This window comes from Bacillus sp. 05T21 (assembly GCF_056396785.1).
Window position 1 is genome coordinate 271890 of record NZ_JBFTMD010000002.1, and the last position, 23286, is coordinate 295175.

Here is a 23286-nt window from a genome sequence, read left to right on the forward strand (position 1 = left end):
AAGACCTTCCATATATGAGGAAGGTCTTCTTTTTCATTAGGTAAGCGTTTTCTTATTTGTAATTATTTAAATAAGTTTTTTAGAAATAGATATCATTATATCCATTTCATCTTCTGAAAGTGCGGAAAATCTTTCTTGTAAATATTTCTTTTTCTCACCTTCCATTTTCGCCACTAAATCTTTCCCTTGTTCTGTAATCTCTAAATATACAACTCTGCGATCTGACGTAGAACGTGAACGAGTTACAAAGCCTTTATTAATTAATTTTTCTGTAACGGCTGTAATATGACTATTCGACACATTTAACTCATTAGCTACACGTGATACCATTTCTTTATTCGTACGATTCAATATTCTAAGGACGATGAACTCATTCCACGGTATGTAACCACCAAATATTTTTCCAATATCATTACGCAACGTGCGAAACATTGCAAAAACATTTGTCGATAGTTCTTCCATTAATTGTTCTCGATTTTGAGACAACTTTGACAGCCCCTTTATTTAATTTAGTTAAATAAAAACCTTATTAATAATTTTACACGAAATCTTACTTTTTGTCACCTTATTTCCCCATAATTCGTAGTTTTTTAATAGATATTTCATGGTACAATGAAATTGATTTTCCAGAAAAAGGAGTTGGGGTAATGAGTGAAGAAGACAAACTTTCTAATCTCAGTCTAAAAGATAAGACTATTATTATTAGTGTTGTTATTCTTATTCTCATTATATTCTTTGCATTTATATTTTTTGTATATGTAGGAATCTTTCATATTACAGGTATAGAATATTCATCAAGAACAGCTCTACTACTCTTTTTTTTACTCATTCTTTTATTAGATGGTATTACATATTTTATATTCATTTTCTTTAAAGTGCTCCTACATCCATTGATGACAAGTATGCCCAATTGGCTCTCAATTGCTCTGCTCTCTATAATTGAAATTACGTTAGATTGGTTTGTCATACATACCGCCGATGACTGGATAGAGAGTGTACAAATGTCCAACATAGCTGAATTATGTGTCGCACTATTCCTTTACACACTAAATAAATTATTTAGTGATAAGAAAGAGTAAGAATACAAGCTTTTCTATATAAAAATTGGTACAATAAAAATAAATCATACTAAAGAGGTGTTACTTATGAACTTACTACAATGGGCTGATAAAGGCATGTCCTTTGATACATATGTGAATGAAATGAAAGTAAACCAATACGAGCTACTACACATTTACAATAATTTTTTAATTCCAAATGAATTACTTCCTATATTAGAAGAACGCCAAAATGATGGCTGGCGTGTTATCGTATTAACAGCTGATTGGTGCGGCGATGCTCTTTTATGTGTACCTGTTATGAAACGAATTTCTGAAGTTGCAAATATTGATATGCGGTTATTAATTCGCGATGAAAACTTAGAATTAATGGATCAATACTTAACAAACGGAACAGCACGTGCCATTCCAATCTTTATTTTCATTGATAAAGACGGAAATGAACAAGCCGTCTTTGGACCACGAGCTCCAAAAATACAAGAATTAGTAACTTCAATGCGCGCTACATTACCTGAAAAAGAAGATCCAACATTCGAAGAGAAACAAAAAGAAATGTATGCTAATTTCCGTGCTACATTAGCTGATGATACTTCTCTTTGGGAACATGTAATGGAAAGCATGATTGAGAGAGTAGTAAAATAAAAAACCTGCCGATTTCGGCAGGTTTTTTTATTACATAATGAAGAAATAGAATACCGCAGCTAAAATGAAACGGTAGTAAGCGAACGGTGTTAGTTTTACACGACCTAATAATTTTAAGAATGAAACAATTGCAAGCATCGCAACAACGAATGCTGTAATAAATCCAGTTGCAAATAACGGTATATCAGCCGCGCTTAATATATCCCAGCTTTTAATTAAATCTAAGGCACTTGCAGCTACCATCATTGGCACCGCTAGAATAAATGTATATTCCGCTGCCGCTGTATGCGAAACACGTGCTAATAAACCACCACTTATTGTTGATCCAGAACGAGAAAATCCTGGCCAAAGTGCTAAACATTGGAACATTCCGATTGTAAATGCTTGCTTATATGTGATTTCATCTAACGTTCTTGCTGTACTTGGTTTTGAAAACTTCTCAGCAACAATCATTAAAATACCACCAGCTACTAAGCTAATAACAACCGGTCCTGGACCGAATAAAACTTCTTTAATTGCACTATGGAATAATACGCCGAGTATGCCGGCAGGAATCATCCCGATAATAATATGTAATAAATTTAACGATGGTCCATCAGTTACTTTCCCTATTCCAACTAATGACCATAGACGTTTCCAAAATATAACAACAACTGCTAAAATCGATCCCAATTGGATTACAACTTCAAAAACTTTCGCTCTATCGTCTTCAAATCCAATTAAGTGTCCTGTTAAAATCATATGTCCTGTTGATGATACTGGTAAAAACTCTGTTAAACCTTCAACAGCACCCATGATTAATCCAATTAGCCAATCAGCCACAAGTAGTGCCTCCTTAATAACGAATATGTAATTTTTTCACACCTTATCATAATACCTTATCCCTTTTCAAAGTGCATCCTTTTTTTATTGATTTTATTTGTTGTATACGCTTATTTCTTTTCTATTTTTTGATTAAATTGTATGATAATAAGAGTTTGTTTTTTACGTTGAAAGGGGATTTTATGAAAGAAACTACTTCATTCTCACAAAAGTTAAAGCAATTTTTATTACTCTTTTTCCCGATTTTTGTAACGCAAATGTCATTATTTGCGATGAGCTTTTTTGATACGACAATGTCAGGACATGCGAGTCCTATTGATTTAGCGGGTGTTGCTATCGGAACAAGTATATGGCTTCCCGTTAGTACCGGCTTAACAGGAATTTTAATGGCTACTACTCCTATTGTTGCACAGCTCGTTGGATCAAAGAAAAAGGAGGACGTTCCCCACATTGTCATACAAGCAGTATATTTAGCAATTTGTGCTAGTTTCGTTGTTATCCTTATCGGATTCTTCGCTGTTTCACCTATTTTAAATGGCATGCAATTAGAAGAACCCGTGGAACGTATTGCAGCACAATTTTTAATTATTATCGCGATTGGAATTATCCCTTTATTTACTTACACCGTCTTACGTGGATTTATTGATGCATTAGGAAAAACTCGAACAACGATGATTATTACATTACTATCATTACCAATTAATGTAGTATTAAATTACTTATTAATTTTTGGTCACTTTGGCTTTCCAAAACTCGGTGGTGTTGGTGCGGCAATCGCTTCTGCAGCAACATATTGGTGTATTTTAATTATTACGGTTATTATTATTCGTACGAAAGAGCCTTTCGCTTCTTTCAATATCTTTAAACAGTTATACCGTCCTTCCTTTACAATTTGGAAGGAATTCCTGAAACTTGGCGTCCCTATCGGATTTGCTATCTTTTTTGAGACGAGTATTTTCGCTGCGGTAACACTTATGATGAGTAATTTTAGTACGACAACAATAGCAGCACATCAAGCAGCTATGAACTTTGCTTCCTTGTTATATATGACTCCTTTAAGTTTAGCAATGGCAATGACGATAGCCGTTGGATTTGAAGTTGGAGCAAAACGATACAATAATGCGAAACAATATGGATTTATCGGAATTGGGTTAGCCCTTGCTTTCGCTCTTTTATATTCAATCCTTCTTTATTTCTTTGATGATGAAATTGCTTCTATTTATACGACAAATGCAAATGTCCATCATTTAGCTAAAGAATTTCTTATATTCGCGATTTTATTTCAAATTTCAGATGCGATTGCAACTCCAGTACAAGGAGCACTTCGTGGTTATAAAGACGTAAATGTTGCCTTAATTATGACATTAATAGCTTATTGGGTAATAGGTCTACCTCTTGGCTACATGTTAGCAACTTATACTGACTGGGCAGCAAAAGGTTATTGGATCGGTCTTATTATCGGTCTAGCATTTGGAGCAATCTTCCTGCTTATCCGTCTCTTTCAAGTACAAAGAAAATATACAACGCAAAGCAGCCGCTAATGATATAGCGGCTGTTTTCTTCATGCATATTTTTTCTTGTAACGTGTAACATAATGAAAAAGAAAGGTGGATACATATGGACGAAAAACAAAAGAAACAATCATTCGATGAAGAATTCGCCCCTGAAATTTCACCTGGATATCGGCAAGATGTACATAAGCCACCTAAATATAAAAACACTTCTTTTTTAATGGGCATTACCATTTTCGCAGCTGTATTACTCGTGCTCATCATTTTCGTCTATTTTTAAAGAAGGGTGGTCTATTATATGAAGAAACAAGATTCAAATCGTTCAAAAAGAACTGTTAAAACAGAAAAAGGATATGCAGGAGATTCTGTTCATACACTGAAACAAGTTGAGCAAGGAAACTTATACATTGCTCAAAAAGAACTTGGGCAACAAAATGAAAATCTTTAAAATCCCTCTTCTCCTTGAGGGATTTTTTATTGTACATACTGCTTTTGATCTAACACCATAAATATACTATTAACCTTTACAATTTTCATGTCATAATTTAATTTCATTTCACTTCTCTTGCCATTTTCAATACCAGTAACGTACGCTACAGCATGATAGCGAAAACTCTCATCTGTCTCTTCACGTATCTCTTCGTTTGTAAATTTATACTCTAAATCCCGAAAACGGTTTGGGTAATAATTTTCTATTAGCTGTTCATACCCTCTATTTACAAATATTTCTTCACCTTTTCGTTTCACATCTTCTTTATTATTAAACTCAAACACTGCTAGTTGCGCTGTCACAAAGTGTTCTCCTACATTTTTCTTTTCTTTATGAGTTAAAGTTTCTATACTTTTGTTCTTTAATTCCTTATTTAACTCGTAGCGATCTATCGGTTTAAAAGTGGCAAAAACCTCCTCTTTATATGACCAAAACAATCCAAAAGCGATACATAGAGAAATGATTAATATTCTTTTCTTCGTAATGCACCCCACCCTCCTCCATAATGATAGTTATATCTTAACATATAGAAAGAAAATTCTGATATCATAAAGTGGAATAACCTACCTTTAACTTAGAAACGAGGAACAATTATGGACTCTTACAAACAATATATAAAAGAAGCTCTGCCCGGTCTTTCTATACATTCATATAAACAAAATGAAGAAGGTTGGGATAATATAGCGGTTATTATAAATGACGAACTACTATTTCGTTTCCCGCGAAAACTTGAATATGCACAGCGAATTCCGTTAGAAAAAGAACTGTGCACTATTCTTTCTCATTCATTACAAGAAATTGCAGTCCCTAAGTATAAACTATTGTATAAGAATAATTGTAATACCGTTCCATTTTGTAGCTATTATCCTCTCATTCACGGTGAACCGTTAACAACTGAAATAGTTACCGAGCTAGAGAAAAAAGAATTGAAAGCAATCATTACACAATTAGCCACTTTCCTTGCGGCTTTACATAGTATTCCTTTAAAACGTACTGAAACGCTAGGGTTCCCTATCGAAAAAACACTTACCTACTGGAAAGAACTACAAACAAAATTAAATCAATATCTTACTAACAATCTTACTTCATTACAGAAATTAGCCTTAAATCGTTTATTCGAAAGTTTCTTTACCTGTATAACTAAATCTACCTTTCAAAATGCAATCATTCATGCTGACTTTACACATCATCACATTTTATTTAACAACCTGCACAAAAACATTTCAGGTGTTATCGATTTTGGAGATGCTCAAATTGGCGATCCCGCTTTTGATTTCGCTGGGCTATATTATGATTTCGGTCATGAGTTTACTACATCTGTATATGAACAATACAGTGCAGTTATTTCTCACCGCGATCCATTACTCATTCACCGCATCACTACCTTTTATCAATACAGCCCTTTACTACATAACCTTATTTATAACATTGAAACAAACAATGAAATAACATTAAAGAAGAATGAAGAACAGCTTAAAGCAATACTACAGGGACGAGATTAAATTCTCTCCCTATACTCTCTCTCCTCATACATCATTAATTTTTTATCCATTTCAACAATAACTTTATACAATTGAAACGCCTGTAAAATTTGCAGTTGAATTCCAAAAGGAGCATTCTGTTCTTTTAACCATTGAAATACTTTCATTTCATCTTTCATTGATTATTCCTCCCTTTATTAATCTGCTACAAATATACGGTAAATGATGAAAAGCTTTTCATGTCAATAACAAAAAAGGATGCAAATTTGCATCCTTTAATGTACTATATTTTTCTTCTGCTTCGCTTCTTTCTTTACTTCTTCCCTTTGGCATTCACTACGAAACGCACAACTCATACACTCATAACGAAAATGACGCTCTGTATAGTGCTCAGGTTGCTGCAACATTTCTTTCATTCTAAATAAATCATCCATTCCAGTTATAATATCTTCCTGCTTTGGAATGTACTCATACTTAGTTCCTTCTATTAAATTAATAACTTCAATTTTCCCTGGAAGAATACCGAAAGCTTTATAACTGAATACTGTCATTAGCTTCTGACAAAGAGCAAGCATTTCCTCATCCGCATCGACAACATACTTTTTAATTACAAACGATTCAGTACTCCACTCACCAACTTCAAATGTCAATGACATGTGGACACCTAGCTCTTCCATATATGTTTGAAACTTCTCATATAAAAATAACGGCGGTGCCTGACTATCATCCCTTTCAACAAACTGTAATAAGTGATCAGTTAGCTTCGCTAAAACAATATAGTACTCCGCCTTTGAAGCAAACATATTAATCCTTACTTTTTTCCAATACTTTTCTATTAATATTAAAAGTACAATTTTCGTTTGTTGGCCCGCAGGTAGCGTGTAATATTCATTAATAATTTGATTCACAATCATTTGCGCTATTTGTTGCCATTCAAATGAAGAAGGTTCTCTTCTTTTTATATGACGGAAATAAAATTTGTGTGGACAACGCATAAAATCATACAAATGGTAATCTGTCATCGTTTTGATTGAGATTTTTTCATGCAATTGCTATTCATCTCCCTTCTGCCATTAAGAAAGGTGTTTTACGAATTCAGCTCCAAACTGTAAACATTTTTCTACATCTTCATCTTCTGGCGTTAATTCTACTTTCAATCCTTCTAACACAACTGCTGCCCCGCGCTCCTGCAGCTTTTCTATTAAAATATCAACCGCTAACCCGTATTTCGGATAAGCCGAATCACAAGAACCGAATGCAGCTGCTTTTTTACCAGTTAAGTTAATAGAATCCATTGCATCATAAAAATCTAAAAAATCATCAGGAAGATCACCATCTCCCCAAGTATAAGCACCTAAAATAATACCGTCGTATTGCTCTAATATAGAAGCTTCTGGTGTATCCATAATATCAATTACTTCAATCTCATTTTCTGTTTCACGAATCGCACCCGCAATATGGTCAGCCATTTCCTCTGTATTTCCACTCATACTTGCAAAAATCATTACTAACTTACTCAACTGAACCTCTCCTTTTACCTTGTATCTCTTTTTCTGTTTGAAGTGTACTCTTCTCACCTACATATTCAGAACGAATTATATTTCGTTGCCATTCAATATGCTTATCAACATCTTTATTTTTTAATTCCCTTCGTAAAAGGTGAAATGTTTTTCTCATTAAGGTTCCTCATCTATTTTATTGATAATAATTATCAATTTCAATTATACCATTAGATTAATTGAAATTGATTATCAAAGTCAATAACTTTTTTTTTAAAAATAGTTAAAATGTACAAGCTTGTCCGTTAGCTATTCATATACTATAAATGAGCATAGTTCTTTCTCAGCCCTCTCTGACGGAAGAAATAAAAGCAACTGCAATAGAGTGCAGTTGCCTTTTTTTATGCTTTATCAATTTCTAGTAGTCTTATAGTTGTCTCTAAAAATAGTTCCACTCCATTAATTAAAGCCGATTCATCCACATCAAATTTCGGATGATGATGTGGATAACAAGTATCAATATTTTTATTCCCTGTTCCTAATTTAATGAAACAACCAGGTGCTTTTCTTAAATACGCTGAAAAATCTTCCCCTCCCATAGAAGGTTCAAGATGCACAATACGCTGATTTCCAAACAATTTTATCGCACTTTTTTCTACTATTTTCGTAATGTACTCATTATTAACAACTGGATCATATCCGTAACGATACGTATATGTATAATCTCCCCCATGTGCTTCTGTAATTCCTTTTACAATTTGCTCAATTTTCTCTTTTGCTTCCTCTCTTAATGTTTGATTAAAAGATCGAACAGTTCCCATTAAAGCTGCTGCACTAGGAATGATATTATCGGCCATCCCCCCATGAAATTGTGTAACTGACACTACTCTATGCATAAAAGCACTTGTATTTCTTGATACGATATGTTGTAAATTTGTAATAATTTGTGCTCCGATAGCAATAGGATCTATCGTTTCTTCTGGTCGTGCCGCGTGACCACCCTTTCCTAAAATTTCAATTGTAAATACGTCTGGTGCTGCCATCATAGGGCCATATACAATTCCTATCTTTCCACTTTCTAATCCAGACATAACGTGCAAACCTACTACATAATCGACGCCGTCCATAACACCGGCCTCCACCATTTCTTGTCCACCACCGGGATACACTTCCTCTGCGTGCTGAAAGAACAGACGGATTTCGCCTGCAAAATCTTCCTTCATATTTGCTATCGTCTCTGCTGTACTTAATAAAATAGCTGCGTGAGCATCATGCCCGCATGCATGCATTATTCCTTTATGCACAGACGTATAAGGTTTCCTTGTCTCCTCTTGGATTGGTAAAGCATCTATATCAGCTCGAATCGCAACTACTTTCCCTTGTTGCCTTCCTCTTTTAATTGCTAGCACACTGTACTCCGTTGGTCTCGTTACTTCAAAAGAAGAAAATGAGCATAATGTTTCATATATAAATTGCGAAGTTTCTTTTTCATGAAACGATAATTCCGGATACTTATGGAAATGCCGTCTCCATTTAATGATATTTTCCTCTGAAATAAAACTCCTCCACTCTCTTTTCATAATAATTACCTCCTTTTAAAAGGCTCTATACCTTGAAAATGTACTAAGTACCCAGTGATTATTAACCCACTCCAATTCAGGAATAACAAAACAAATATTATATTTTCCCGCCTTCTCACAATCCACTTTTATACATTCATACAATCCACTTCCTATTTACATGTCAAACCCATTACAAATTCATGCTGAATGTAATATAATTGCTAAGTTAGGGATTTTCTTTTTTAGTATTTAGTGCTAATATCAGAAAAGAGCCTTTTGACTTATTTTTACCTAAAATGTGGGATTTTGTTTTTTTCACAATCATGTAGGACATGATACCTACAAAGAGCTATTATTTCATTAAGCGAGGGAAAGACATGGAAAGATTAAAAGAGATATGGTCTCAACCACTCACACAATGGGTTGCAAAGACGGTTTATTACCTTGCAATTTTATTTGCATTACTTTGGTTGTATGGATTCCATGATACAAACACAAGTACATTTATTTACAATGAATTCTAGGGTGGGAACGTTATGAAGTTATTAGAACAAATTGAAAAGTGGGCTGTAGAAACGCCTGATCAAACCGCTTTTGTTTGGCGAGATGCGAAAATTACGTACAAACAATTAAAGGAAGATTCTGATGCGTTAGCACATTGGATTTCTTCTGAGTATCCAGATGATCGTTCACCAATTATGGTTTATGGCCATATGCAACCTGAAATGATTATTAACTTTTTAGGTTGTGTAAAAGCTGGACATGCTTACATTCCTGTAGATTTATCTATTCCAGCTGATCGTGTACAACGTATTGCTGAAAGTTCTGGTGCGAAATTACTGTTATCAGGGGCAGAAGTAACGGTAACGGACTTACCAGTTCGCATTACAAGTGAAGATAACTTAAAAGATATTTTCTTTACTCATAAAGGGAATACTCCAAATCCTGAACATGCGGTAAAAGGTGATGAGAACTTCTACATTATTTACACATCAGGAAGTACAGGTAATCCGAAAGGGGTTCAGATTACTTATAACTGTCTTGTTAGCTTTACGAAGTGGGCTGTTGAAGATTTCAACTTACAAACAGGGCAAGTATTCTTAAACCAAGCACCTTTCTCATTCGATTTATCTGTAATGGATATTTACCCATCATTAGTAACAGGTGGTACACTTTGGGCAATCGATAAAGACATGATTGCACGTCCAAAAGACTTGTTTGCTTCTTTAGAGCAATCGGATATACAAGTATGGACTTCGACACCATCTTTCGCAGAAATGTGTTTAATGGAAGCCTCTTTCTCTGAAAGTATGCTACCAAACATGAAAACATTCTTATTCTGCGGTGAAGTGTTACCAAATGAAGTAGCTAGAAAATTAATTGAGCGTTTCCCGAAAGCAGCAATTATGAATACGTACGGTCCAACAGAAGCTACTGTTGCTGTAACAGGCATTCACGTTACAGAAGAAGTGCTTAATCAATACAAATCACTTCCAGTTGGCTACTGTAAATCAGACTGTCGCCTTCTTATTATGAAAGAAGATGGTACAATTGCACCTGACGGTGAAAAAGGTGAAATCGTAATTGTCGGTCCAAGCGTAAGCGTTGGCTATTTAGGAAGCCCTGAATTAACAGAAAAAGTATTTACCATGATTGATGGTGAGCGCGCCTATAAAACAGGTGATGCTGGCTATGTAGAAAATGGTCTTCTATTCTATAATGGTCGTCTTGATTTCCAAATTAAGCTTCATGGTTATCGAATGGAATTAGAAGAAATCGAACATCATCTTCGCGCGTGTTCTTACGTAGAAGGTGCAGTTGTTGTTCCAATTAAAAAAGGTGAAAAATATGATTACTTATTAGCGGTTGTTGTTCCTGGAGAGCATTCGTTTGAAAAAGAATTCAAATTAACATCTGCACTCAAAAAAGAACTCAATGAGCGATTACCAAATTACATGATTCCACGTAAATTCATGTATCAATCTTCTATTCCAATGACACCAAATGGAAAGGTAGATCGCAAAAAATTATTGAGTGAGGTTACAGCATGACCGCATATGGATCATTTTATTTTTTCGCTATAGTAGGCATTTTATTAATACCTACTATCATAGCTGGATTAAAAGGTAAAATGTTGCGTAAATATAATGCCGTTTTAACATTAGTAATGCTCGTTATTATCTTCTCTGATAAACCGAAGCAAGCAATCATGTTAGCCGCATTTATTATTTGGCAATATGCCCTTATTAAAGGCTATTTAATTTTAAGAAAACAAAATAATAGTACATTCACGTTTTGTATAGCTGTTATTTTATCGATTTTACCGCTTGTTTTAGCAAAAATTGCACCGTTTGTACCTGAGCTAAAGTTTGTTGTATTTTTAGGAATGTCCTATGTAACATTTAGAGCAGTACAAATGGTATTTGAAGTTCGTGATAATTTAATTAAAGAACTTTCCTTCTTTAATTTTTGGGAATTCATTTTATTCTTCCCGGCTATCTCAACGGGACCTATCGATCGTTACCGCAGATTCCAAAAAGATATTCAAAAGCCACCTAGTGCAGAAGAATATCAAAATTTACTATATACAGGGCTAAACCGTATTTTCCAAGGTTTCTTGTATAAATTTATTATTGCTTACTTAATAAAGCAATATTTTATGGATCCGGCATTCGCTCAGCAAGATACAATCCTATCAAATATGATTTACATGTATAGCTATAGCTTATATTTATTCTTTGACTTCGCTGGTTATAGCTCATTTGTAATTGGTGTAAGTTATATGATGGGAATTAAAATTCCAGAAAACTTTAATAAACCATTCATTAGTCGTAACATTAAAGACTTTTGGAATCGCTGGCACATGACCTTATCATTCTGGTTCCGTGACTTTATTTACATGCGTTTCGTCTTTTTTGCAACGAAGAAAAAGTTAATTAAAAACCGTTACACAATTTCGTATATCGGTGCATTTTTAAACTTTTTCATCATGGGAATATGGCATATTACTGGTGAGCATGTGTATCAATACATTATTTATGGTCTTTATCACGCTGCCTTGTTTATCTTATTCGATATTTTCGAACGAAAAAACAAGAAGCATAAGTTTTGGCCAAACAATAAATTTACACACGTCCTTGCGATTGTAATTACGTTCCACGTTGTATGTTTCGGTTTCCTGATCTTCTCTGGACACCTTAACAGATACTTTTAATGCACCCTTCTTATCCCATTAAGAAGTTGCACATATAATATATTTCGGATATAAAGGAGATTTTAAAAATGGCAGAATTCAAAGAGCAAGTATTAGATATTTTAGAAGAAGTATGTGAAAACGATATTGTGAAAGAAAACTTAGATGTTCAATTATTTGAAGAAGGTATTCTTGATTCTTTCGCTGTAGTATCTTTATTAGTAGAATTCCAAGAGCGTTTAGAGATTGAAGTTTCTATTTCTGATTTTGACCGCGATGAGTGGGCTACACCAAATATGGTTATTAAAAAGTTGGAAGAAATCCGATGAACAAAGTAAAATTTGGTCCGATGCTTTTAGCATTGGCCCTTTTTGCTGTATTCTTACTTATTCCAACGCGCTTCCTACTTCCACTTTTAAGTGATGAGAAAGTAGAACAAGCTGCGACTTCTTTAAAAGAAGAAAAGATTCAAAGTATGATTTTACAGCAAAAGATGTTAGCAGACCCGAAATATCTTCCGATGTACGGTTCATCGGAATTCGCACGTATGGATGCTTTCCATCCATCGAATTATTTCAAAGTAAAGCCTGAAGGATTCACACCATTCCTACTTGGGCGCGGTGGAACACAAGACCTTGTACATGTATTAAACTTCGCATCTACAATGGATCAATTGAAAGATAAGAAAATGATATTCGTTCTTTCTCCGCAATGGTTTGTACCACAAGGTATTGATGAGACACACTTTGCACCTAACTTTTCAAAACAACAAGGTTACCACTTCATTTTCAACGATGATTTAAAACCTGAAATGAAAAAACAAATTGCAAAACGCTTATTAAACTTTGAGATTGTTAAAAAAGAAACTTTATTAAAAATTTCGCTTGAAGGTATCGCCTACGATGATACAAAGTATAAAGTAAAAGCACTTGCTGCTAAACCTTTCGCTTATATTTATCGTAACATTCTAGATCGTAAAGATTTATTTACAGTTATGTTTAATATTAAGCCGCATAAAGAACAGCTTGATCCATCATTGAAACAAATGAACTGGGAAGAAGCTCGTAAGCATGCTGATCAAACAGGTGCAGTAGAATCAAGCTCTAACGAATATGGCATCGAAGATGATTACTTCAATAGCAAAATTAAGAAGAAATTAAAACAACGTGAAGGTTACTTAAAAAATGATGCTTATGACCAATCACCAGAATATGAAGATTTACAAATTGTACTTGATTTATTAAAACAATCTGGCGCAAAACCGCTCTTCATTTCTGTTCCTGTAAAAGGTCCTTGGTATGATTACGCTGGCTTCCCGAAAGAAAAACGCGAATTATACTACAATAAAGTTCATGAGCAAATTAAGCAAGCTGGCTATCCAATTGCTGATTTCTCAAATCATGAATATGATAAGTACTTCTTAAAAGATCATATGCACTTAGGTTGGAAAGGCTGGGTTTACATCGACGAAGCTATTCAACAATTTTATAAAGCAAACTAACGAAAAGACCGCTTGAATTATTCAAGTGGTCTTTTTTTATATACATCTTGTAATTGTTCAATTACGTTCTCTGCTTCTTTCATGACACGTTTCACTACGTGCTGAGCTGATTCCGTTCGTGCTAATGATGATGCTTGTCCCGCCCAAAGCGACATATACTCTTCCTTATTTTGCTTCGCTGCTTCTTGACGTATTTTTGAAGTTAATACGTTTTGCACTGGATACATCGGTAAATTCTCTTCTCTTCCTTCATGTTTCTCTATAAATTCATTACGAATACCCCGTGCATATTTCCCGGAAAACGCACGGGTTACCGTTGTACTCGTATCTGTACTATGTAAAATCGCCTCTTTATACACGTCATGCGTAATACTTTCTTCACTCGTTAAAAAGGCTGATCCCATTTGAACAGCTTCTGCCCCTAACGCACATGCCGCAACAAGCCCTTGCCCATTCATTACACCACCTGCTGCAACAATCGGGATATGAGGTACTTCCGCTACTAATTGCGGGATTAATGCAAATGTACCAATCATCGCATCTTGTTCTTTCCCAATAAACGTTCCTCTATGCCCTCCTGCCTCGCTACCTTGCCCGACAATAATATCTACCCCTAACTTAGCAAGTGCTTTCGCTTCCGCTACATGGGTAGCTGTTCCGATAACTTTTATCCCTTCCTTTTTCAAATCATCTATTTCTTCTTTTTCTAATGTTTGAAATGCAAAACTAACGACTGGTACCTTTTCCTCTAATAATACTTGTAATTGTTCTTTATAGCTTTTTGGAAGCTTTAAAGTCTTTTCTTCCTCTATACCTAATTCTCTATTCACTCCACTAAGTAATACTTTCGCCTCGTTTACCTTCTCTTCTTCTATCTGTATCTCTTTCGTTAAAAGTAAATTAACACCGAAAGGCTTATTTGTTAGTTCCCTTATTTTATAAATCGCTTCACGGATTTGTTCTGGGCTCATATACCCTGCTCCAAGCGTACCTAATCCTCCGCTATTACTCACAGCTGCAACAAGTTCTGACGTTGTAATCGCTCCTGCCATACCTGCTTGAATGATCGGATACTTAATTTGTAATATATCTATTACTCGACTTGTAAACATCATTTTCCCTCCTACTTTCCCTATACCTTCTTTATATGACATGCTTTCCCCTTCTTTTACAAGGATTGAACTTTCGCTCAAGCGAATATATTGAAAGAGAAGGAGGCTGAGAACAATGATTTATCCAAATGCGTTGCAAAAAGGTGATACAGTAATGGTTATTGCACCGTCTGGCCCACCAACACTTGAGAATATATTAAAAGGTGTGAACGTATTACAAGAGATGGGATTATCCGTAATAATTGGAAAGAGTGTTTATGAAAAATATGGATATTTAGCTGGAAGTGATCAAGTTCGTCTTGATGATATACATGAAGCATTTACAAATACTGAGGTCAAAGCAGTCTTTTGTGCACGAGGTGGTTACGGCAGCGCTCGTCTCCTCCCTTACATTCAATATGAAATCATTCAACGGAATCCAAAGATTTTTTGGGGATATAGCGATATTACGGCTTTACATACTGCCTTTTCACGTTATGCGGAGCTGGTTACTTTTCATGGTCCAATGATTGAAGAATTAGGAAAAGGTATAGATTCTCTCTCCTTATCTTCTTTCAATCAACTATTCCATCCGTATTCATCTATCTTATATGCATCAGAATGTATCGTACCTACCTCCCCATGTACAGTTACAGGCACATTAGTTGGAGGGAATTTAACTGTGTTAACAAGTATAATTGGCTCGCCCTATGAGATAAATACGTCAAATAAACTTTTATTGCTTGAAGATATTGGTGAAGAACCGTACCGCATTGACCGGATGTTAAATCAACTACTTTTATCTGGACAGTTTAATGAATGCAGTGGCGTTATTTTTACAAGTTGTCACGACTGCAACCCTTCTAAGCCATCTCAATCATTGCAAACAATATTATATGAATATTTCACGCCATATAATATACCTGTATTATTCGGCCTACCGATTGGACATATAAGTCCAAATATCGGTATTCCCCTCGGAGCTACAGCAACAATAAATACAACTAACAAAACTGTTTCTATTTCTTCTGGTATAGCCACTCCATGTTCAAATTAAAAAGGAAAAGCTGCTAAGCTTTTCCTTTTACTTATAATAATTAAAAATCCGTCCAGATGAGATATCTGAAATCTCTTCTGGAATAAATGTTTTACTTATATCAGTACCAACATTTAATACAGCTGTTGCATCCTTCTCAATGCCACCAAATAATTCTTTTCCACGTATCGTAATAAGGGGCGTACCTTCTGGCAACACATCTTTTACAAATTTCAATTGTGTAAAGAACGGAACGATCCATCTACCCTCTCCTTGGAAATGACGCAAACGAAGTGTTCCTTCCGTTGCCCCGTCTTCTGCTTCAAGTGAACCAGCAACATAAAACTCCGTTGATAAGAGCAATTCATAAAATTCCTTTTGCTTTTGTTTATCCTCTCCTGCTAAAACGAGTACTTTTTCTATTTTCTTTACTGAAATTTGCTCCATATGATGCCACCCCTATTTTCAAAATGATTATACTTAGATTATACGAAATATTCTTATTTTTTTCTACATAATTCCACAATTATTTTCTTAAAATAATTTTAAAACACCTTCAGTCGTAACGATTTTAGCAAATTCATCATGTAAGTTTACAAGTGTCATATTGTGAATGTCCTCTGCACTATACTCTGTCCCGTCCAAACCTTTACGATTGAATGTAGCCGTTGCATCGCTCACTAAATACGTTGTAAACTCTAAATTACCTGCCATCCGTGTTGTAGTCTCCACACAATGATTTGTTGTTAATCCTACAATCACTACTGTATTACATTTTTGTTCTCTTAATTGTTCTTCCAAATTTGTCCCAATGAACGCGCTATTAACGGATTTCTGGATAATTATTCCATCTGGCATTGGTTGCACTTCTTCTTTAAAGTTTACTGTTTCCGCATGTTGATAAAACATCGATTGAACATTTTCTTTATTTACATGTTGAATATGAAAAACTGGTAGTTTTCTTTTTCTCCATTCTTCTAACAAACTTTTCATATTTTCTTCCGCCAAAAGGTTATTCCTCACACCCCAGTATGGTAAGTTGAATGCTTCCTGTACATCAATGATTATAAGTGCTGCTTGATTAAGCATAATATCCTCCTAATTAATTGGGCTGTAATTGAAACAGAAAACCAAGTTGCTGCGAAGCAGTAATAAAACAAATATAGGCACAAAGCTCTACAATTTCTTTTTCAGTCCAATATTGTTTTAATATATGAAACATATTATCATCTATCGCCTTTTGGTCATGAACAAATGCATGTGCAAAAGTAACGGCTACGCTAATTTCTTCTATTTTTTGTATATCATCCGGCTTTCCCTTCGCCATACAGTACGGACATTCATTCCCAAACGCTAATGTTCTTCTTACTTGCTCCTTTAACTCTACGGAAAGGGCCCCTGTACTATACAGTGTATTCTCTAACGTACTCCACGAATTTAATATATCTGGATTATGACCTAATAATTTTTGAAACTTTGTATCTCCTACATTTGATAATGTAATTCTCTCCATCATTTCCCCTCCTATTCCCTTCTTTTTTATTGTAAAATAAATAAAGTTCACTTTACATTTCATATGAATCTTAATTTTAAATTTTTCTTTACAAAAATTATCATTTTACTGGAGGTATATTTACAAATGCAATTAGACCGTGTTGATCGAAAAATTTTAAATGAATTATATAATGATAGCCGCCTTTCGATGCGTGAATTAGCAAAACGAGTAAACTTATCGGCTCCGTCTACTACAGAACGTGTACGTAAACTTGAAAGTGAAGGGATTATTCAAAAATACACAATCGATATCAATTATAAAAAAGCAGGACTTGTTTTAGATTGTATTTTAGAAATCACTTTAAAAAATGGTGATACAACACGTATGCAACAGTTTATTCAATCTTATCCATCTGCAAGTTTTTGTTACCGAGTAACAGGAAGCTTATGCTACATTGTAAAAATCTCTGTTCCTTCACTCGTTGAACTTGAAGAATTTATAAATGATGTTTCTTCATATGCAACGACAGTTTCTCATATCGTATTATCAGAAGTAGCTCTTACTCCGGACATTGAACATATATTCCCAGAAGATTAATTCATCTTTATTCATAAAAAGAGTAAAAACCCCTTACATTAAGAATAAAAATGATATATCATGTATTAAAATACATAAAGTTCGAGAAAGGGGCTTTACATTGAAAATCTGGTTTTATGAAAAAACGGCACAATTAGATGACTTGCTTGGTATTTGGGACAATGTTCCGACCATCCCTCGAATTGGTGAAAAAGTTGAACTTCTAAAAACCGTTCGAATCGTTACAGATATTAAATATGTAAAGAACGGTAATAATTTTCGTGTAGAGATTATTACAAATTAAAAAGTAGCTCTTTAGGAGCTACTTTTTAATTATCTATTATGCGCTTTCTTTATAACAATTTTATCTTCTTCTACAGAAACTGTTACATAATCATTTTCTTCTAACCGAAGCTTATTTACAGCTTCATCAGGTAGTTCTACAGCCATCAATCTATCTGTTACTATCACTTGGCTATATATTTCATTTTCTTCTGATGTATTCACTACCTTTTCTTCATTTATGAAACGAATCGGTGGCACACCAACTTCTTTTACTGTACGCCATTGGTTCCAAGTAAAAGGAATGAACCATAATAAACCGATAATCACAAGACCAAAGCCGATCCATAAATTACTTTGTGCTTGTAATTCAGTAATCGAGATTGCGTCACTTCCATCTCCACCTACAAATTGCATACTCGTTGCAATCAAATTATTTAGAGCATGCACAGCAATATTCGTCCATATATTTTTTGTCTTTATGTATAGAAGGCACATAATAACACCGAACATGAAAGCACCGATAACATCAAAGTGTCCTAGTCCAAAAATAAGAGAGGATATAATAACCGCTCGTTTAATCCCCCATTTGTAAGCCATTCGCTGCAAGAAAAAACCTCTAAAAATAACCTCTTCCATTATTGGGGCTAATACACATGCTGAAATGAAAGTAAATATCGTCATGTATATGTTACTCGTATTAATTACATTTCCATCTTCTAACATGGTAACTAAGAAATTAGGTAAAGTATGTGCTAAAATATAAAATTGAATTTGGGATATACCGACTGCAAAAATCATTCCCATGATCGTTGCTAATACAATTAACCCCCAATGTAAACGCCCAGGCTTATCAAAAAAGCTTTTAAAAACAACATTATTTTTACTTGTTTTTAAATATAGCCACAATAGTGGAAATGCAAAAAATATTGATATTTGTGACAGTAACTCTATCGTATTGTCAGAAGCACCTGATAACCTTAATGGAATCATCGTCAGGAACATCCCTATAATCATCCATCCAAAAAAACTACGTAGCCTTATACGTGAAAATGCATGTTGCATATGGAACACCTCCAGAGATGATATAAAGTGAAAATTTAATCAGTGGGGGTTTTGTTCATCCCCCACAAATGGCCGAACAACTAAATTATAATATGAACATAGTTGAAAATCTGCCTATTTTTCTCAAATAATTTCAAACAACATATCTCTTAAAATATATAGTACGTTTTATTTAAAATACCGTATTACTGTTCTTCCAGTTGAAATCTAGGGGAACGTTATGTAATAAAAATCCCCGTTTTTACAAGCGGGGATTTCTTTTATTATAATACGTCACGTTTTTGGAATAATACACTTGATGCTACAAGTAATACAGCAAAGTATGCAACTACAAGTAATAATGAGGTTGTAAACGTAAATTCTGTAAATGGTGGTTCTGCTCCGCCACTTACTAATTTATTACTATCGTAAGCACTTAAATTCAAATGGAAAAATACCACAAATTTCGCTACACCTTTTGCAAACATCATCAGTACCATATTAATTGGTCCTTGTAAAAAGAAGAGGAACATCGTAATAATCAATGGTAATACAGACTTTCTAAATACGTTTGCTAAGAAAAATGCAAGCGTCGCAAAGAAGAACGGTGAAAGTACTTGATATAAAGTAGATTTCATTACGATTCCTAACGTTAATTCTGTTTTACTACCATCCTTTACAATTCCGCCAATAATCATTGCAATTAACGTGCTAGCAAATATGATAAATACTATAGTAAGTAACACTGTAATATATTTAGAGAATAAAACGGTAATTCTTTTTCTTGGACGGATTAATAACTGCTTAATTGTACCTTTTTGGAACTCATCAGTAATCATACGTGAAGCAATCGTGATTCCAAAAATTGTTGCAAATAAAGTAATTAAACCAATCTCTGAACTTGCAAAATCTAAATATGATCCTTTAAATTCACTTCCGTCGCCCCACTTCATCATCGCTAAAACTCCCAAAATCTCCAATACTGCAATAACACCAATTAAAATATACATACCTTTTTTCGCATGCAACTTTAAAAATTCATTTTGAATTAATTTAAACATTACGCTTTCACTCCCCCTGTAATTGCTAAGAACTCATCCTCTAACGTTTTATTTTGAACGGTAACTCCGTATACAAGCACATCGTCATTCACAAGTTTCTTTACAAGTTGTGGAATTTCTTCTTTCGTTACAGATACTGCAATTACATTTCCTTGCGCCTTACCTTTAATGATTTCATTTGCTTTCTGTACTTGATCTACTTCAAACGCTACAACTACTTTCTCATCATGTTTCGCTTGTTCATGTAAGTTGTACTCTTGTACAAACTCACCTTGCTTTATAATAACGACGCGATCACACATTAGTTCAATTTCACTTAATAAGTGACTTGATACGATTACGGCAATATTCTCTTCTTTCGCTAAACGTTGTAAATAATCACGAATTTGACGAATACCAGCTGGATCTAATCCATTTGTCGGCTCATCTAAAATTAAGATTTTCGGCTGATGAAGTAATGCCTGTGCAATTCCTAAACGTTGTTTCATACCAAGTGAATATGTTTTCACCTTTTTATGAATCGCATGCTCTAAGTCAACAAGCTTTACAATTTCAGCAATGCGCTCTTTACTAATTGGTGTAATTGCCATGTTCGCAAAATGCTTCAAGTTTTGCATTCCAGTCATATAATCATATAGTTCAGGATTTTCTACAATTGCTCCAATTTGCTCTAACGCCTTTTCACGCTCCGTACGAATGCTATGACCACAAATTGTAATATCGCCTTCTGTCATCGAAATAAGACCTGTCATCATACGAATTGTCGTCGTCTTACCACTACCGTTCGGTCCAAGGAACCCGTATACTTCTCCTTCTCGAACCTCAAACGATAGGCCGCGAATGATTTCTGCCTTACCAATCTTTTTTCGAACATTTTCTAATTTCACTACTACGTTTCCCAATGCTGATTCCTCCTCTAGACTTCTAACTTTTTGTCGATTATGCGACCTGTTATATAAACAAGTAAAACAAATATACCGATTGAAAAAGCAATACTATATAAATTCATAAGTTTTTCTTGATAAAGCAACACATTTGCTTCTGATGATTCATCTATATATACTAACTTTGTTATTAAAGGCGCAGTAGGTGCAAGACCGCCCAACATTCCATATATAGTACCTAATAATTTTGTTACTAGTAAAAATAAGAAAAATACAATTGGATATTTTAACTTCTTCTTTTTCAAAGAAAACACTTTAACGCTAGCTACTACAAAAAGCAATACAAGTAATATACTAGATAAATTAAATACATATACAATAGTACTAAATAAGTGCCCTAATGGATTTAATCCACTTTGGGTAAATAGCACTTCATAGAGCTCTGTACCCTTTATTATTTTCATAGAAATACTATATAAAAAAATAGAACCTATTACTTCAAAAATAAGTAAACTAATTGCAGTATATAACAATATTGCTAAAACAATCTTTTTACCTGATGTCGGCGTTAATCGAAATAATGTACTTTCAGTCATTTTTCCAAATGCAGACATCGCCTGAATAAATAGCAATGCTATAAAAATTATATATACTAAGATAACTAAGGAAACTATAATTATTTGCCTTATCTCTCCTGATTCTTGCTTAATATAATTTCCCAAACTTACGAAAGCTACAGCTACAACGAATATAAATGATAACAATGAAATAATAATTTGCTTTTTATTTACATTGTACATATATATTAAGCTCGACTTCATCTACTAAACACCTCCTTAAACACCTCCGTGACAGCTTTCCCTCTCTGAAAACGTAACTCTTCTACATTTTCATACAATACAATTTCCCCATCTTTTAAAAAGATTACTTCATCAAAAATATTTTCAACTTCATTTATTAGGTGAGTCGAGATTAGTATCGTACAATCTTCTCTATAAAATTGTAGAATGAGATCTAATACGTGTTCTCTAGAAACAAGATCAATCCCGCCAAGTGGTTCATCTAGTACATATAACTTCGCTTTTCGAGAAAACGTTAAAATAATTTGAAGCTTTTCAATCATCCCTTTTGATAATGCTGTAATCTTTTCTTCTAATGGTATTTTAAATTCTGCAATCGTATCTACTGCTTTTTGAATATCGAAGTCTTTATAAAAATCTCGATAGAAAAATAGGGCATCTTTTACAGTCATCCAATCATCAAAGCCTGGCTTATCAGACATAAATGAAACGATTTCTTTCGTCCCTAACCCTACTTTTTTACCGTTAATTACTATGCTGCCTTCAGAAGGATGCTGCAATCCTGCAATCATTTTTAATAACGTCGTTTTCCCGCTTCCGTTATCTCCAACAAGCCCAACGATTTTTCCTTCTGTAATCTCTATGTTTAACTCACGGATCACTGCTTTTAATCCGTACCGCTTCCATACGTTTTCTATTTTTAATAACTCTGTCATTCGCTCTCCTCCCTTTTCTCATGTAATGAAGAACGAAGGATTGTAAGAATTTCTTCTTCTGAAAAACCTAAATTGCCCATTCCATCTATAAAAGAATGAAGTAATTCTTTCGCCATATCTTTTCGCAGCTCCATAATCTTCTCCCCTTCATTCGTTACATATCGTCCCATTCCTCTACGTGTTACTACAACTCCATCCCGCTCTAACTCTTGAAATGTACGTTGAATCGTATTTGGATTTACTTGTAATTCACTCGCTAATTCACGTACAGAGGGAATTTTATCACCAGGCGATAAATGACCCGTTACAATTTCTTTCTTTATGTATTCCATTACTTGAATGTAAATTGGTGTATTTGGAGAAAACTTGATTTTCATTTCTCCCCTCCTGTCTTAGTGTGTTAGTTAAATAGTACACTAAGACAAATTACATGTAAATACTTAAAACAAAAAATGTAATAAAAAGGCAGTGTAACTTTTCGTTACACTGCCTTCCTGTAATACAATATAAGTAAATCTATTCTAATTATAGTTTCAATCGTT

Annotated in this window: 32 protein-coding genes; 14 read left to right on the forward strand and 18 right to left on the reverse strand. The window is 34.2% G+C overall.

Annotated elements, in window-relative coordinates; genetic code table 11:
- Window positions 1-66: 66 nt before the first annotated feature.
- Window positions 67-486 (reverse strand): MarR family winged helix-turn-helix transcriptional regulator, encoded by a 420-nt coding sequence (locus AC1DKZ_RS06315; protein WP_002166098.1) that lies wholly within the window; start codon window positions 484-486, stop codon window positions 67-69.
- 161 nt (window positions 487-647) lie between these two features.
- Between AC1DKZ_RS06315 and AC1DKZ_RS06320 the strand changes: the two genes are divergently transcribed.
- Window positions 648-1079 carry a regulatory YrvL family protein gene (locus AC1DKZ_RS06320; protein WP_476995813.1) on the forward strand — a complete coding sequence of 144 codons (432 nt, stop codon included), beginning with the start codon at window positions 648-650 and terminating at the stop codon, window positions 1077-1079.
- Between the two features lie 33 nt (window positions 1080-1112).
- Window positions 1113-1700 (forward strand): thioredoxin family protein, encoded by a 588-nt coding sequence (locus AC1DKZ_RS06325; protein ID WP_113937001.1) that lies wholly within the window; start codon window positions 1113-1115, stop codon window positions 1698-1700.
- Window positions 1701-1730: 30 nt separating this feature from the next.
- On the opposite strand, the gene uppP is transcribed toward AC1DKZ_RS06325, so the two are convergent.
- Window positions 1731-2522, reverse strand: coding sequence for a bacitracin resistance undecaprenyl-diphosphatase (gene uppP, locus AC1DKZ_RS06330; protein WP_002086752.1), 792 nt, complete (start codon window positions 2520-2522; stop codon window positions 1731-1733).
- Window positions 2523-2704: 182 nt separating this feature from the next.
- Here uppP and AC1DKZ_RS06335 point away from each other — a divergent pair, with 182 nt between their 5' ends.
- The 3 genes from AC1DKZ_RS06335 (at window position 2705) to AC1DKZ_RS06345 (ending at window position 4481) form a co-directional block, all read left to right on the forward strand.
- Window positions 2705-4063, forward strand: a complete 1359-nt coding sequence (locus AC1DKZ_RS06335) for an MATE family efflux transporter (RefSeq protein WP_002140955.1) — start codon at window positions 2705-2707, stop codon at window positions 4061-4063.
- Window positions 4064-4139: 76 nt separating this feature from the next.
- The gene (locus tag AC1DKZ_RS06340) at window positions 4140-4313 is read left to right on the forward strand and encodes a hypothetical protein (protein WP_000343684.1); all 174 of its coding nucleotides are present in this window, start codon (window positions 4140-4142) and stop codon (window positions 4311-4313) included.
- An 18-nt stretch (window positions 4314-4331) separates the two neighbouring features.
- On the forward strand, window positions 4332-4481 hold the full coding sequence (locus tag AC1DKZ_RS06345; protein WP_000743737.1) for a hypothetical protein: 150 nt from the start codon (window positions 4332-4334) through the stop codon (window positions 4479-4481).
- Between the two features lie 26 nt (window positions 4482-4507).
- On the opposite strand, the gene AC1DKZ_RS06350 is transcribed toward AC1DKZ_RS06345, so the two are convergent.
- The gene (locus AC1DKZ_RS06350; RefSeq protein ID WP_219301793.1) at window positions 4508-5017 is read right to left on the reverse strand and encodes a biotin transporter BioY; all 510 of its coding nucleotides are present in this window, start codon (window positions 5015-5017) and stop codon (window positions 4508-4510) included.
- Window positions 5018-5116: 99 nt separating this feature from the next.
- Between AC1DKZ_RS06350 and AC1DKZ_RS06355 the strand changes: the two genes are divergently transcribed.
- Window positions 5117-6025 (forward strand): aminoglycoside phosphotransferase family protein, encoded by a 909-nt coding sequence (locus AC1DKZ_RS06355; protein WP_476995814.1) that lies wholly within the window; start codon window positions 5117-5119, stop codon window positions 6023-6025.
- On the opposite strand, the gene AC1DKZ_RS06360 is transcribed toward AC1DKZ_RS06355, so the two are convergent.
- The 5 genes from AC1DKZ_RS06360 to AC1DKZ_RS06380 all read right to left on the reverse strand — a co-directional run bounded on the left by AC1DKZ_RS06360 (window position 6022) and on the right by AC1DKZ_RS06380 (window position 9083).
- The gene (locus AC1DKZ_RS06360; RefSeq protein ID WP_000651005.1) at window positions 6022-6183 is read right to left on the reverse strand and encodes a hypothetical protein; all 162 of its coding nucleotides are present in this window, start codon (window positions 6181-6183) and stop codon (window positions 6022-6024) included. The genes AC1DKZ_RS06355 and AC1DKZ_RS06360 overlap by 4 nt on opposite strands.
- A 96-nt stretch (window positions 6184-6279) precedes the next feature.
- Complete coding sequence (locus AC1DKZ_RS06365) at window positions 6280-7053, reverse strand: hypothetical protein (RefSeq protein ID WP_113936997.1); 774 nt, start codon at window positions 7051-7053, stop codon at window positions 6280-6282.
- Between the two features lie 24 nt (window positions 7054-7077).
- Entirely contained in the window at window positions 7078-7524 is a 447-nt protein-coding gene (locus AC1DKZ_RS06370; protein WP_201066551.1) for a flavodoxin, read from the reverse strand.
- Entirely contained in the window at window positions 7517-7681 is a 165-nt protein-coding gene (locus AC1DKZ_RS06375) for a hypothetical protein (protein ID WP_181777915.1), read from the reverse strand. The genes AC1DKZ_RS06370 and AC1DKZ_RS06375 overlap by 8 nt, the downstream gene beginning before the upstream one ends.
- A 223-nt stretch (window positions 7682-7904) precedes the next feature.
- A complete protein-coding gene (locus AC1DKZ_RS06380) occupies window positions 7905-9083 on the reverse strand; it encodes an amidohydrolase (protein WP_201066549.1) in 1179 nt (392 codons plus the stop codon).
- A gap of 359 nt (window positions 9084-9442) precedes the next feature.
- On the opposite strand from AC1DKZ_RS06380, the gene AC1DKZ_RS06385 reads away from it, so the two are divergent.
- The 5 genes from AC1DKZ_RS06385 to dltD all read left to right on the forward strand — a co-directional run bounded on the left by AC1DKZ_RS06385 (window position 9443) and on the right by dltD (window position 13759).
- Window positions 9443-9589 (forward strand): teichoic acid D-Ala incorporation-associated protein DltX, encoded by a 147-nt coding sequence (locus AC1DKZ_RS06385; protein ID WP_002011626.1) that lies wholly within the window; start codon window positions 9443-9445, stop codon window positions 9587-9589.
- A gap of 12 nt (window positions 9590-9601) precedes the next feature.
- A complete protein-coding gene (gene dltA, locus AC1DKZ_RS06390) occupies window positions 9602-11116 on the forward strand; it encodes a D-alanine--poly(phosphoribitol) ligase subunit DltA (protein WP_476995815.1) in 1515 nt (504 codons plus the stop codon).
- Window positions 11113-12279, forward strand: coding sequence for a D-alanyl-lipoteichoic acid biosynthesis protein DltB (dltB, locus tag AC1DKZ_RS06395; RefSeq protein WP_242310028.1), 1167 nt, complete (start codon window positions 11113-11115; stop codon window positions 12277-12279). Before dltA ends, dltB begins: the two co-directional genes overlap by 4 nt.
- A 68-nt stretch (window positions 12280-12347) precedes the next feature.
- A complete protein-coding gene (gene dltC / locus AC1DKZ_RS06400) occupies window positions 12348-12587 on the forward strand; it encodes a D-alanine--poly(phosphoribitol) ligase subunit DltC (protein ID WP_002011622.1) in 240 nt (79 codons plus the stop codon).
- The gene (gene dltD / locus AC1DKZ_RS06405; RefSeq protein WP_002086769.1) at window positions 12584-13759 is read left to right on the forward strand and encodes a D-alanyl-lipoteichoic acid biosynthesis protein DltD; all 1176 of its coding nucleotides are present in this window, start codon (window positions 12584-12586) and stop codon (window positions 13757-13759) included. Before dltC ends, dltD begins: the two co-directional genes overlap by 4 nt.
- Before the next feature lie 17 nt (window positions 13760-13776).
- Here the strand turns inward: dltD and AC1DKZ_RS06410 are convergent, their stop codons facing one another.
- Window positions 13777-14913: an NAD(P)H-dependent flavin oxidoreductase gene (locus AC1DKZ_RS06410; RefSeq protein ID WP_002135136.1), complete on the reverse strand. Its 1137-nt coding sequence runs from the start codon at window positions 14911-14913 to the stop codon at window positions 13777-13779.
- Between the two features lie 73 nt (window positions 14914-14986).
- Between AC1DKZ_RS06410 and AC1DKZ_RS06415 the strand changes: the two genes are divergently transcribed.
- Entirely contained in the window at window positions 14987-15907 is a 921-nt protein-coding gene (locus AC1DKZ_RS06415; RefSeq protein WP_002011617.1) for a S66 peptidase family protein, read from the forward strand.
- A gap of 27 nt (window positions 15908-15934) precedes the next feature.
- Here the strand turns inward: AC1DKZ_RS06415 and AC1DKZ_RS06420 are convergent, their stop codons facing one another.
- The 3 genes from AC1DKZ_RS06420 to AC1DKZ_RS06430 form a co-directional block, all read right to left on the reverse strand.
- A complete protein-coding gene (locus tag AC1DKZ_RS06420; RefSeq protein ID WP_002135134.1) occupies window positions 15935-16333 on the reverse strand; it encodes an SseB family protein in 399 nt (132 codons plus the stop codon).
- A gap of 87 nt (window positions 16334-16420) precedes the next feature.
- Window positions 16421-16975 carry a cysteine hydrolase family protein gene (locus tag AC1DKZ_RS06425; protein ID WP_476995816.1) on the reverse strand — a complete coding sequence of 185 codons (555 nt, stop codon included), beginning with the start codon at window positions 16973-16975 and terminating at the stop codon, window positions 16421-16423.
- Between the two features lie 13 nt (window positions 16976-16988).
- Complete coding sequence (locus AC1DKZ_RS06430) at window positions 16989-17402, reverse strand: carboxymuconolactone decarboxylase family protein (protein ID WP_170935223.1); 414 nt, start codon at window positions 17400-17402, stop codon at window positions 16989-16991.
- A gap of 123 nt (window positions 17403-17525) precedes the next feature.
- On the opposite strand from AC1DKZ_RS06430, the gene AC1DKZ_RS06435 reads away from it, so the two are divergent.
- Both AC1DKZ_RS06435 and AC1DKZ_RS06440 read left to right on the forward strand, forming a co-directional pair.
- A complete protein-coding gene (locus AC1DKZ_RS06435) occupies window positions 17526-17978 on the forward strand; it encodes an Lrp/AsnC family transcriptional regulator (RefSeq protein WP_002011610.1) in 453 nt (150 codons plus the stop codon).
- Window positions 17979-18078: 100 nt separating this feature from the next.
- Window positions 18079-18261: a DUF3913 family protein gene (locus tag AC1DKZ_RS06440; protein ID WP_000707108.1), complete on the forward strand. Its 183-nt coding sequence runs from the start codon at window positions 18079-18081 to the stop codon at window positions 18259-18261.
- A gap of 29 nt (window positions 18262-18290) precedes the next feature.
- On the opposite strand, the gene AC1DKZ_RS06445 is transcribed toward AC1DKZ_RS06440, so the two are convergent.
- The 6 genes from AC1DKZ_RS06445 to AC1DKZ_RS06470 all read right to left on the reverse strand — a co-directional run bounded on the left by AC1DKZ_RS06445 (window position 18291) and on the right by AC1DKZ_RS06470 (window position 23121).
- On the reverse strand, window positions 18291-19304 hold the full coding sequence (locus tag AC1DKZ_RS06445; protein WP_113936991.1) for a CPBP family intramembrane glutamic endopeptidase: 1014 nt from the start codon (window positions 19302-19304) through the stop codon (window positions 18291-18293).
- 263 nt (window positions 19305-19567) lie between these two features.
- Window positions 19568-20344 carry an ABC transporter permease gene (locus AC1DKZ_RS06450; RefSeq protein ID WP_201055849.1) on the reverse strand — a complete coding sequence of 259 codons (777 nt, stop codon included), beginning with the start codon at window positions 20342-20344 and terminating at the stop codon, window positions 19568-19570.
- Window positions 20344-21246, reverse strand: a complete 903-nt coding sequence (locus AC1DKZ_RS06455; protein WP_000528806.1) for an ABC transporter ATP-binding protein — start codon at window positions 21244-21246, stop codon at window positions 20344-20346. The genes AC1DKZ_RS06450 and AC1DKZ_RS06455 overlap by 1 nt, the downstream gene beginning before the upstream one ends.
- Before the next feature lie 14 nt (window positions 21247-21260).
- A complete protein-coding gene (locus AC1DKZ_RS06460; RefSeq protein ID WP_340850989.1) occupies window positions 21261-22049 on the reverse strand; it encodes an ABC transporter permease in 789 nt (262 codons plus the stop codon).
- Window positions 22046-22744, reverse strand: a complete 699-nt coding sequence (locus tag AC1DKZ_RS06465) for an ABC transporter ATP-binding protein (RefSeq protein WP_476995817.1) — start codon at window positions 22742-22744, stop codon at window positions 22046-22048. The genes AC1DKZ_RS06460 and AC1DKZ_RS06465 overlap by 4 nt, the downstream gene beginning before the upstream one ends.
- Window positions 22741-23121, reverse strand: a complete 381-nt coding sequence (locus AC1DKZ_RS06470) for a GntR family transcriptional regulator (protein WP_476995818.1) — start codon at window positions 23119-23121, stop codon at window positions 22741-22743. Before AC1DKZ_RS06470 ends, AC1DKZ_RS06465 begins: the two co-directional genes overlap by 4 nt.
- Window positions 23122-23286 lie beyond the last annotated feature (165 nt).

Bases quoted from the DNA above. Each gene is read 5' to 3' on its own strand.
- AC1DKZ_RS06465 (WP_476995817.1), bottom strand. From the start codon at position 22,744: ATGACAGAGTTATTAAAAATAGAAAACGTATGGAAGCGGTACGGATTA.
- dltD (WP_002086769.1), top strand. From the start codon at position 12,584: ATGAACAAAGTAAAATTTGGTCCGATGCTTTTAGCATTGGCCCTTTTT.
- AC1DKZ_RS06410 (WP_002135136.1), bottom strand. From the start codon at position 14,913: ATGTCATATAAAGAAGGTATAGGGAAAGTAGGAGGGAAAATGATGTTT.
- AC1DKZ_RS06320 (WP_476995813.1), top strand. From the start codon at position 648: ATGAGTGAAGAAGACAAACTTTCTAATCTCAGTCTAAAAGATAAGACT.
- AC1DKZ_RS06470 (WP_476995818.1), bottom strand. From the start codon at position 23,121: ATGAAAATCAAGTTTTCTCCAAATACACCAATTTACATTCAAGTAATG.
- dltA (WP_476995815.1), top strand. From the start codon at position 9,602: ATGAAGTTATTAGAACAAATTGAAAAGTGGGCTGTAGAAACGCCTGAT.
- AC1DKZ_RS06420 (WP_002135134.1), bottom strand. From the start codon at position 16,333: ATGGAGCAAATTTCAGTAAAGAAAATAGAAAAAGTACTCGTTTTAGCA.
- AC1DKZ_RS06360 (WP_000651005.1), bottom strand. From the start codon at position 6,183: ATGAAAGATGAAATGAAAGTATTTCAATGGTTAAAAGAACAGAATGCT.
- AC1DKZ_RS06435 (WP_002011610.1), top strand. From the start codon at position 17,526: ATGCAATTAGACCGTGTTGATCGAAAAATTTTAAATGAATTATATAAT.
- AC1DKZ_RS06425 (WP_476995816.1), bottom strand. From the start codon at position 16,975: ATGCTTAATCAAGCAGCACTTATAATCATTGATGTACAGGAAGCATTC.
- AC1DKZ_RS06445 (WP_113936991.1), bottom strand. From the start codon at position 19,304: ATGCAACATGCATTTTCACGTATAAGGCTACGTAGTTTTTTTGGATGG.
- AC1DKZ_RS06380 (WP_201066549.1), bottom strand. From the start codon at position 9,083: ATGAAAAGAGAGTGGAGGAGTTTTATTTCAGAGGAAAATATCATTAAA.
- AC1DKZ_RS06415 (WP_002011617.1), top strand. From the start codon at position 14,987: ATGATTTATCCAAATGCGTTGCAAAAAGGTGATACAGTAATGGTTATT.
- AC1DKZ_RS06340 (WP_000343684.1), top strand. From the start codon at position 4,140: ATGGACGAAAAACAAAAGAAACAATCATTCGATGAAGAATTCGCCCCT.
- AC1DKZ_RS06355 (WP_476995814.1), top strand. From the start codon at position 5,117: ATGGACTCTTACAAACAATATATAAAAGAAGCTCTGCCCGGTCTTTCT.
- AC1DKZ_RS06460 (WP_340850989.1), bottom strand. From the start codon at position 22,049: ATGAAGTCGAGCTTAATATATATGTACAATGTAAATAAAAAGCAAATT.
- AC1DKZ_RS06375 (WP_181777915.1), bottom strand. From the start codon at position 7,681: ATGAGAAAAACATTTCACCTTTTACGAAGGGAATTAAAAAATAAAGAT.
- AC1DKZ_RS06450 (WP_201055849.1), bottom strand. From the start codon at position 20,344: ATGTTTAAATTAATTCAAAATGAATTTTTAAAGTTGCATGCGAAAAAA.
- dltC (WP_002011622.1), top strand. From the start codon at position 12,348: ATGGCAGAATTCAAAGAGCAAGTATTAGATATTTTAGAAGAAGTATGT.
- AC1DKZ_RS06335 (WP_002140955.1), top strand. From the start codon at position 2,705: ATGAAAGAAACTACTTCATTCTCACAAAAGTTAAAGCAATTTTTATTA.
- AC1DKZ_RS06385 (WP_002011626.1), top strand. From the start codon at position 9,443: ATGGAAAGATTAAAAGAGATATGGTCTCAACCACTCACACAATGGGTT.
- dltB (WP_242310028.1), top strand. From the start codon at position 11,113: ATGACCGCATATGGATCATTTTATTTTTTCGCTATAGTAGGCATTTTA.
- AC1DKZ_RS06345 (WP_000743737.1), top strand. From the start codon at position 4,332: ATGAAGAAACAAGATTCAAATCGTTCAAAAAGAACTGTTAAAACAGAA.
- AC1DKZ_RS06430 (WP_170935223.1), bottom strand. From the start codon at position 17,402: ATGATGGAGAGAATTACATTATCAAATGTAGGAGATACAAAGTTTCAA.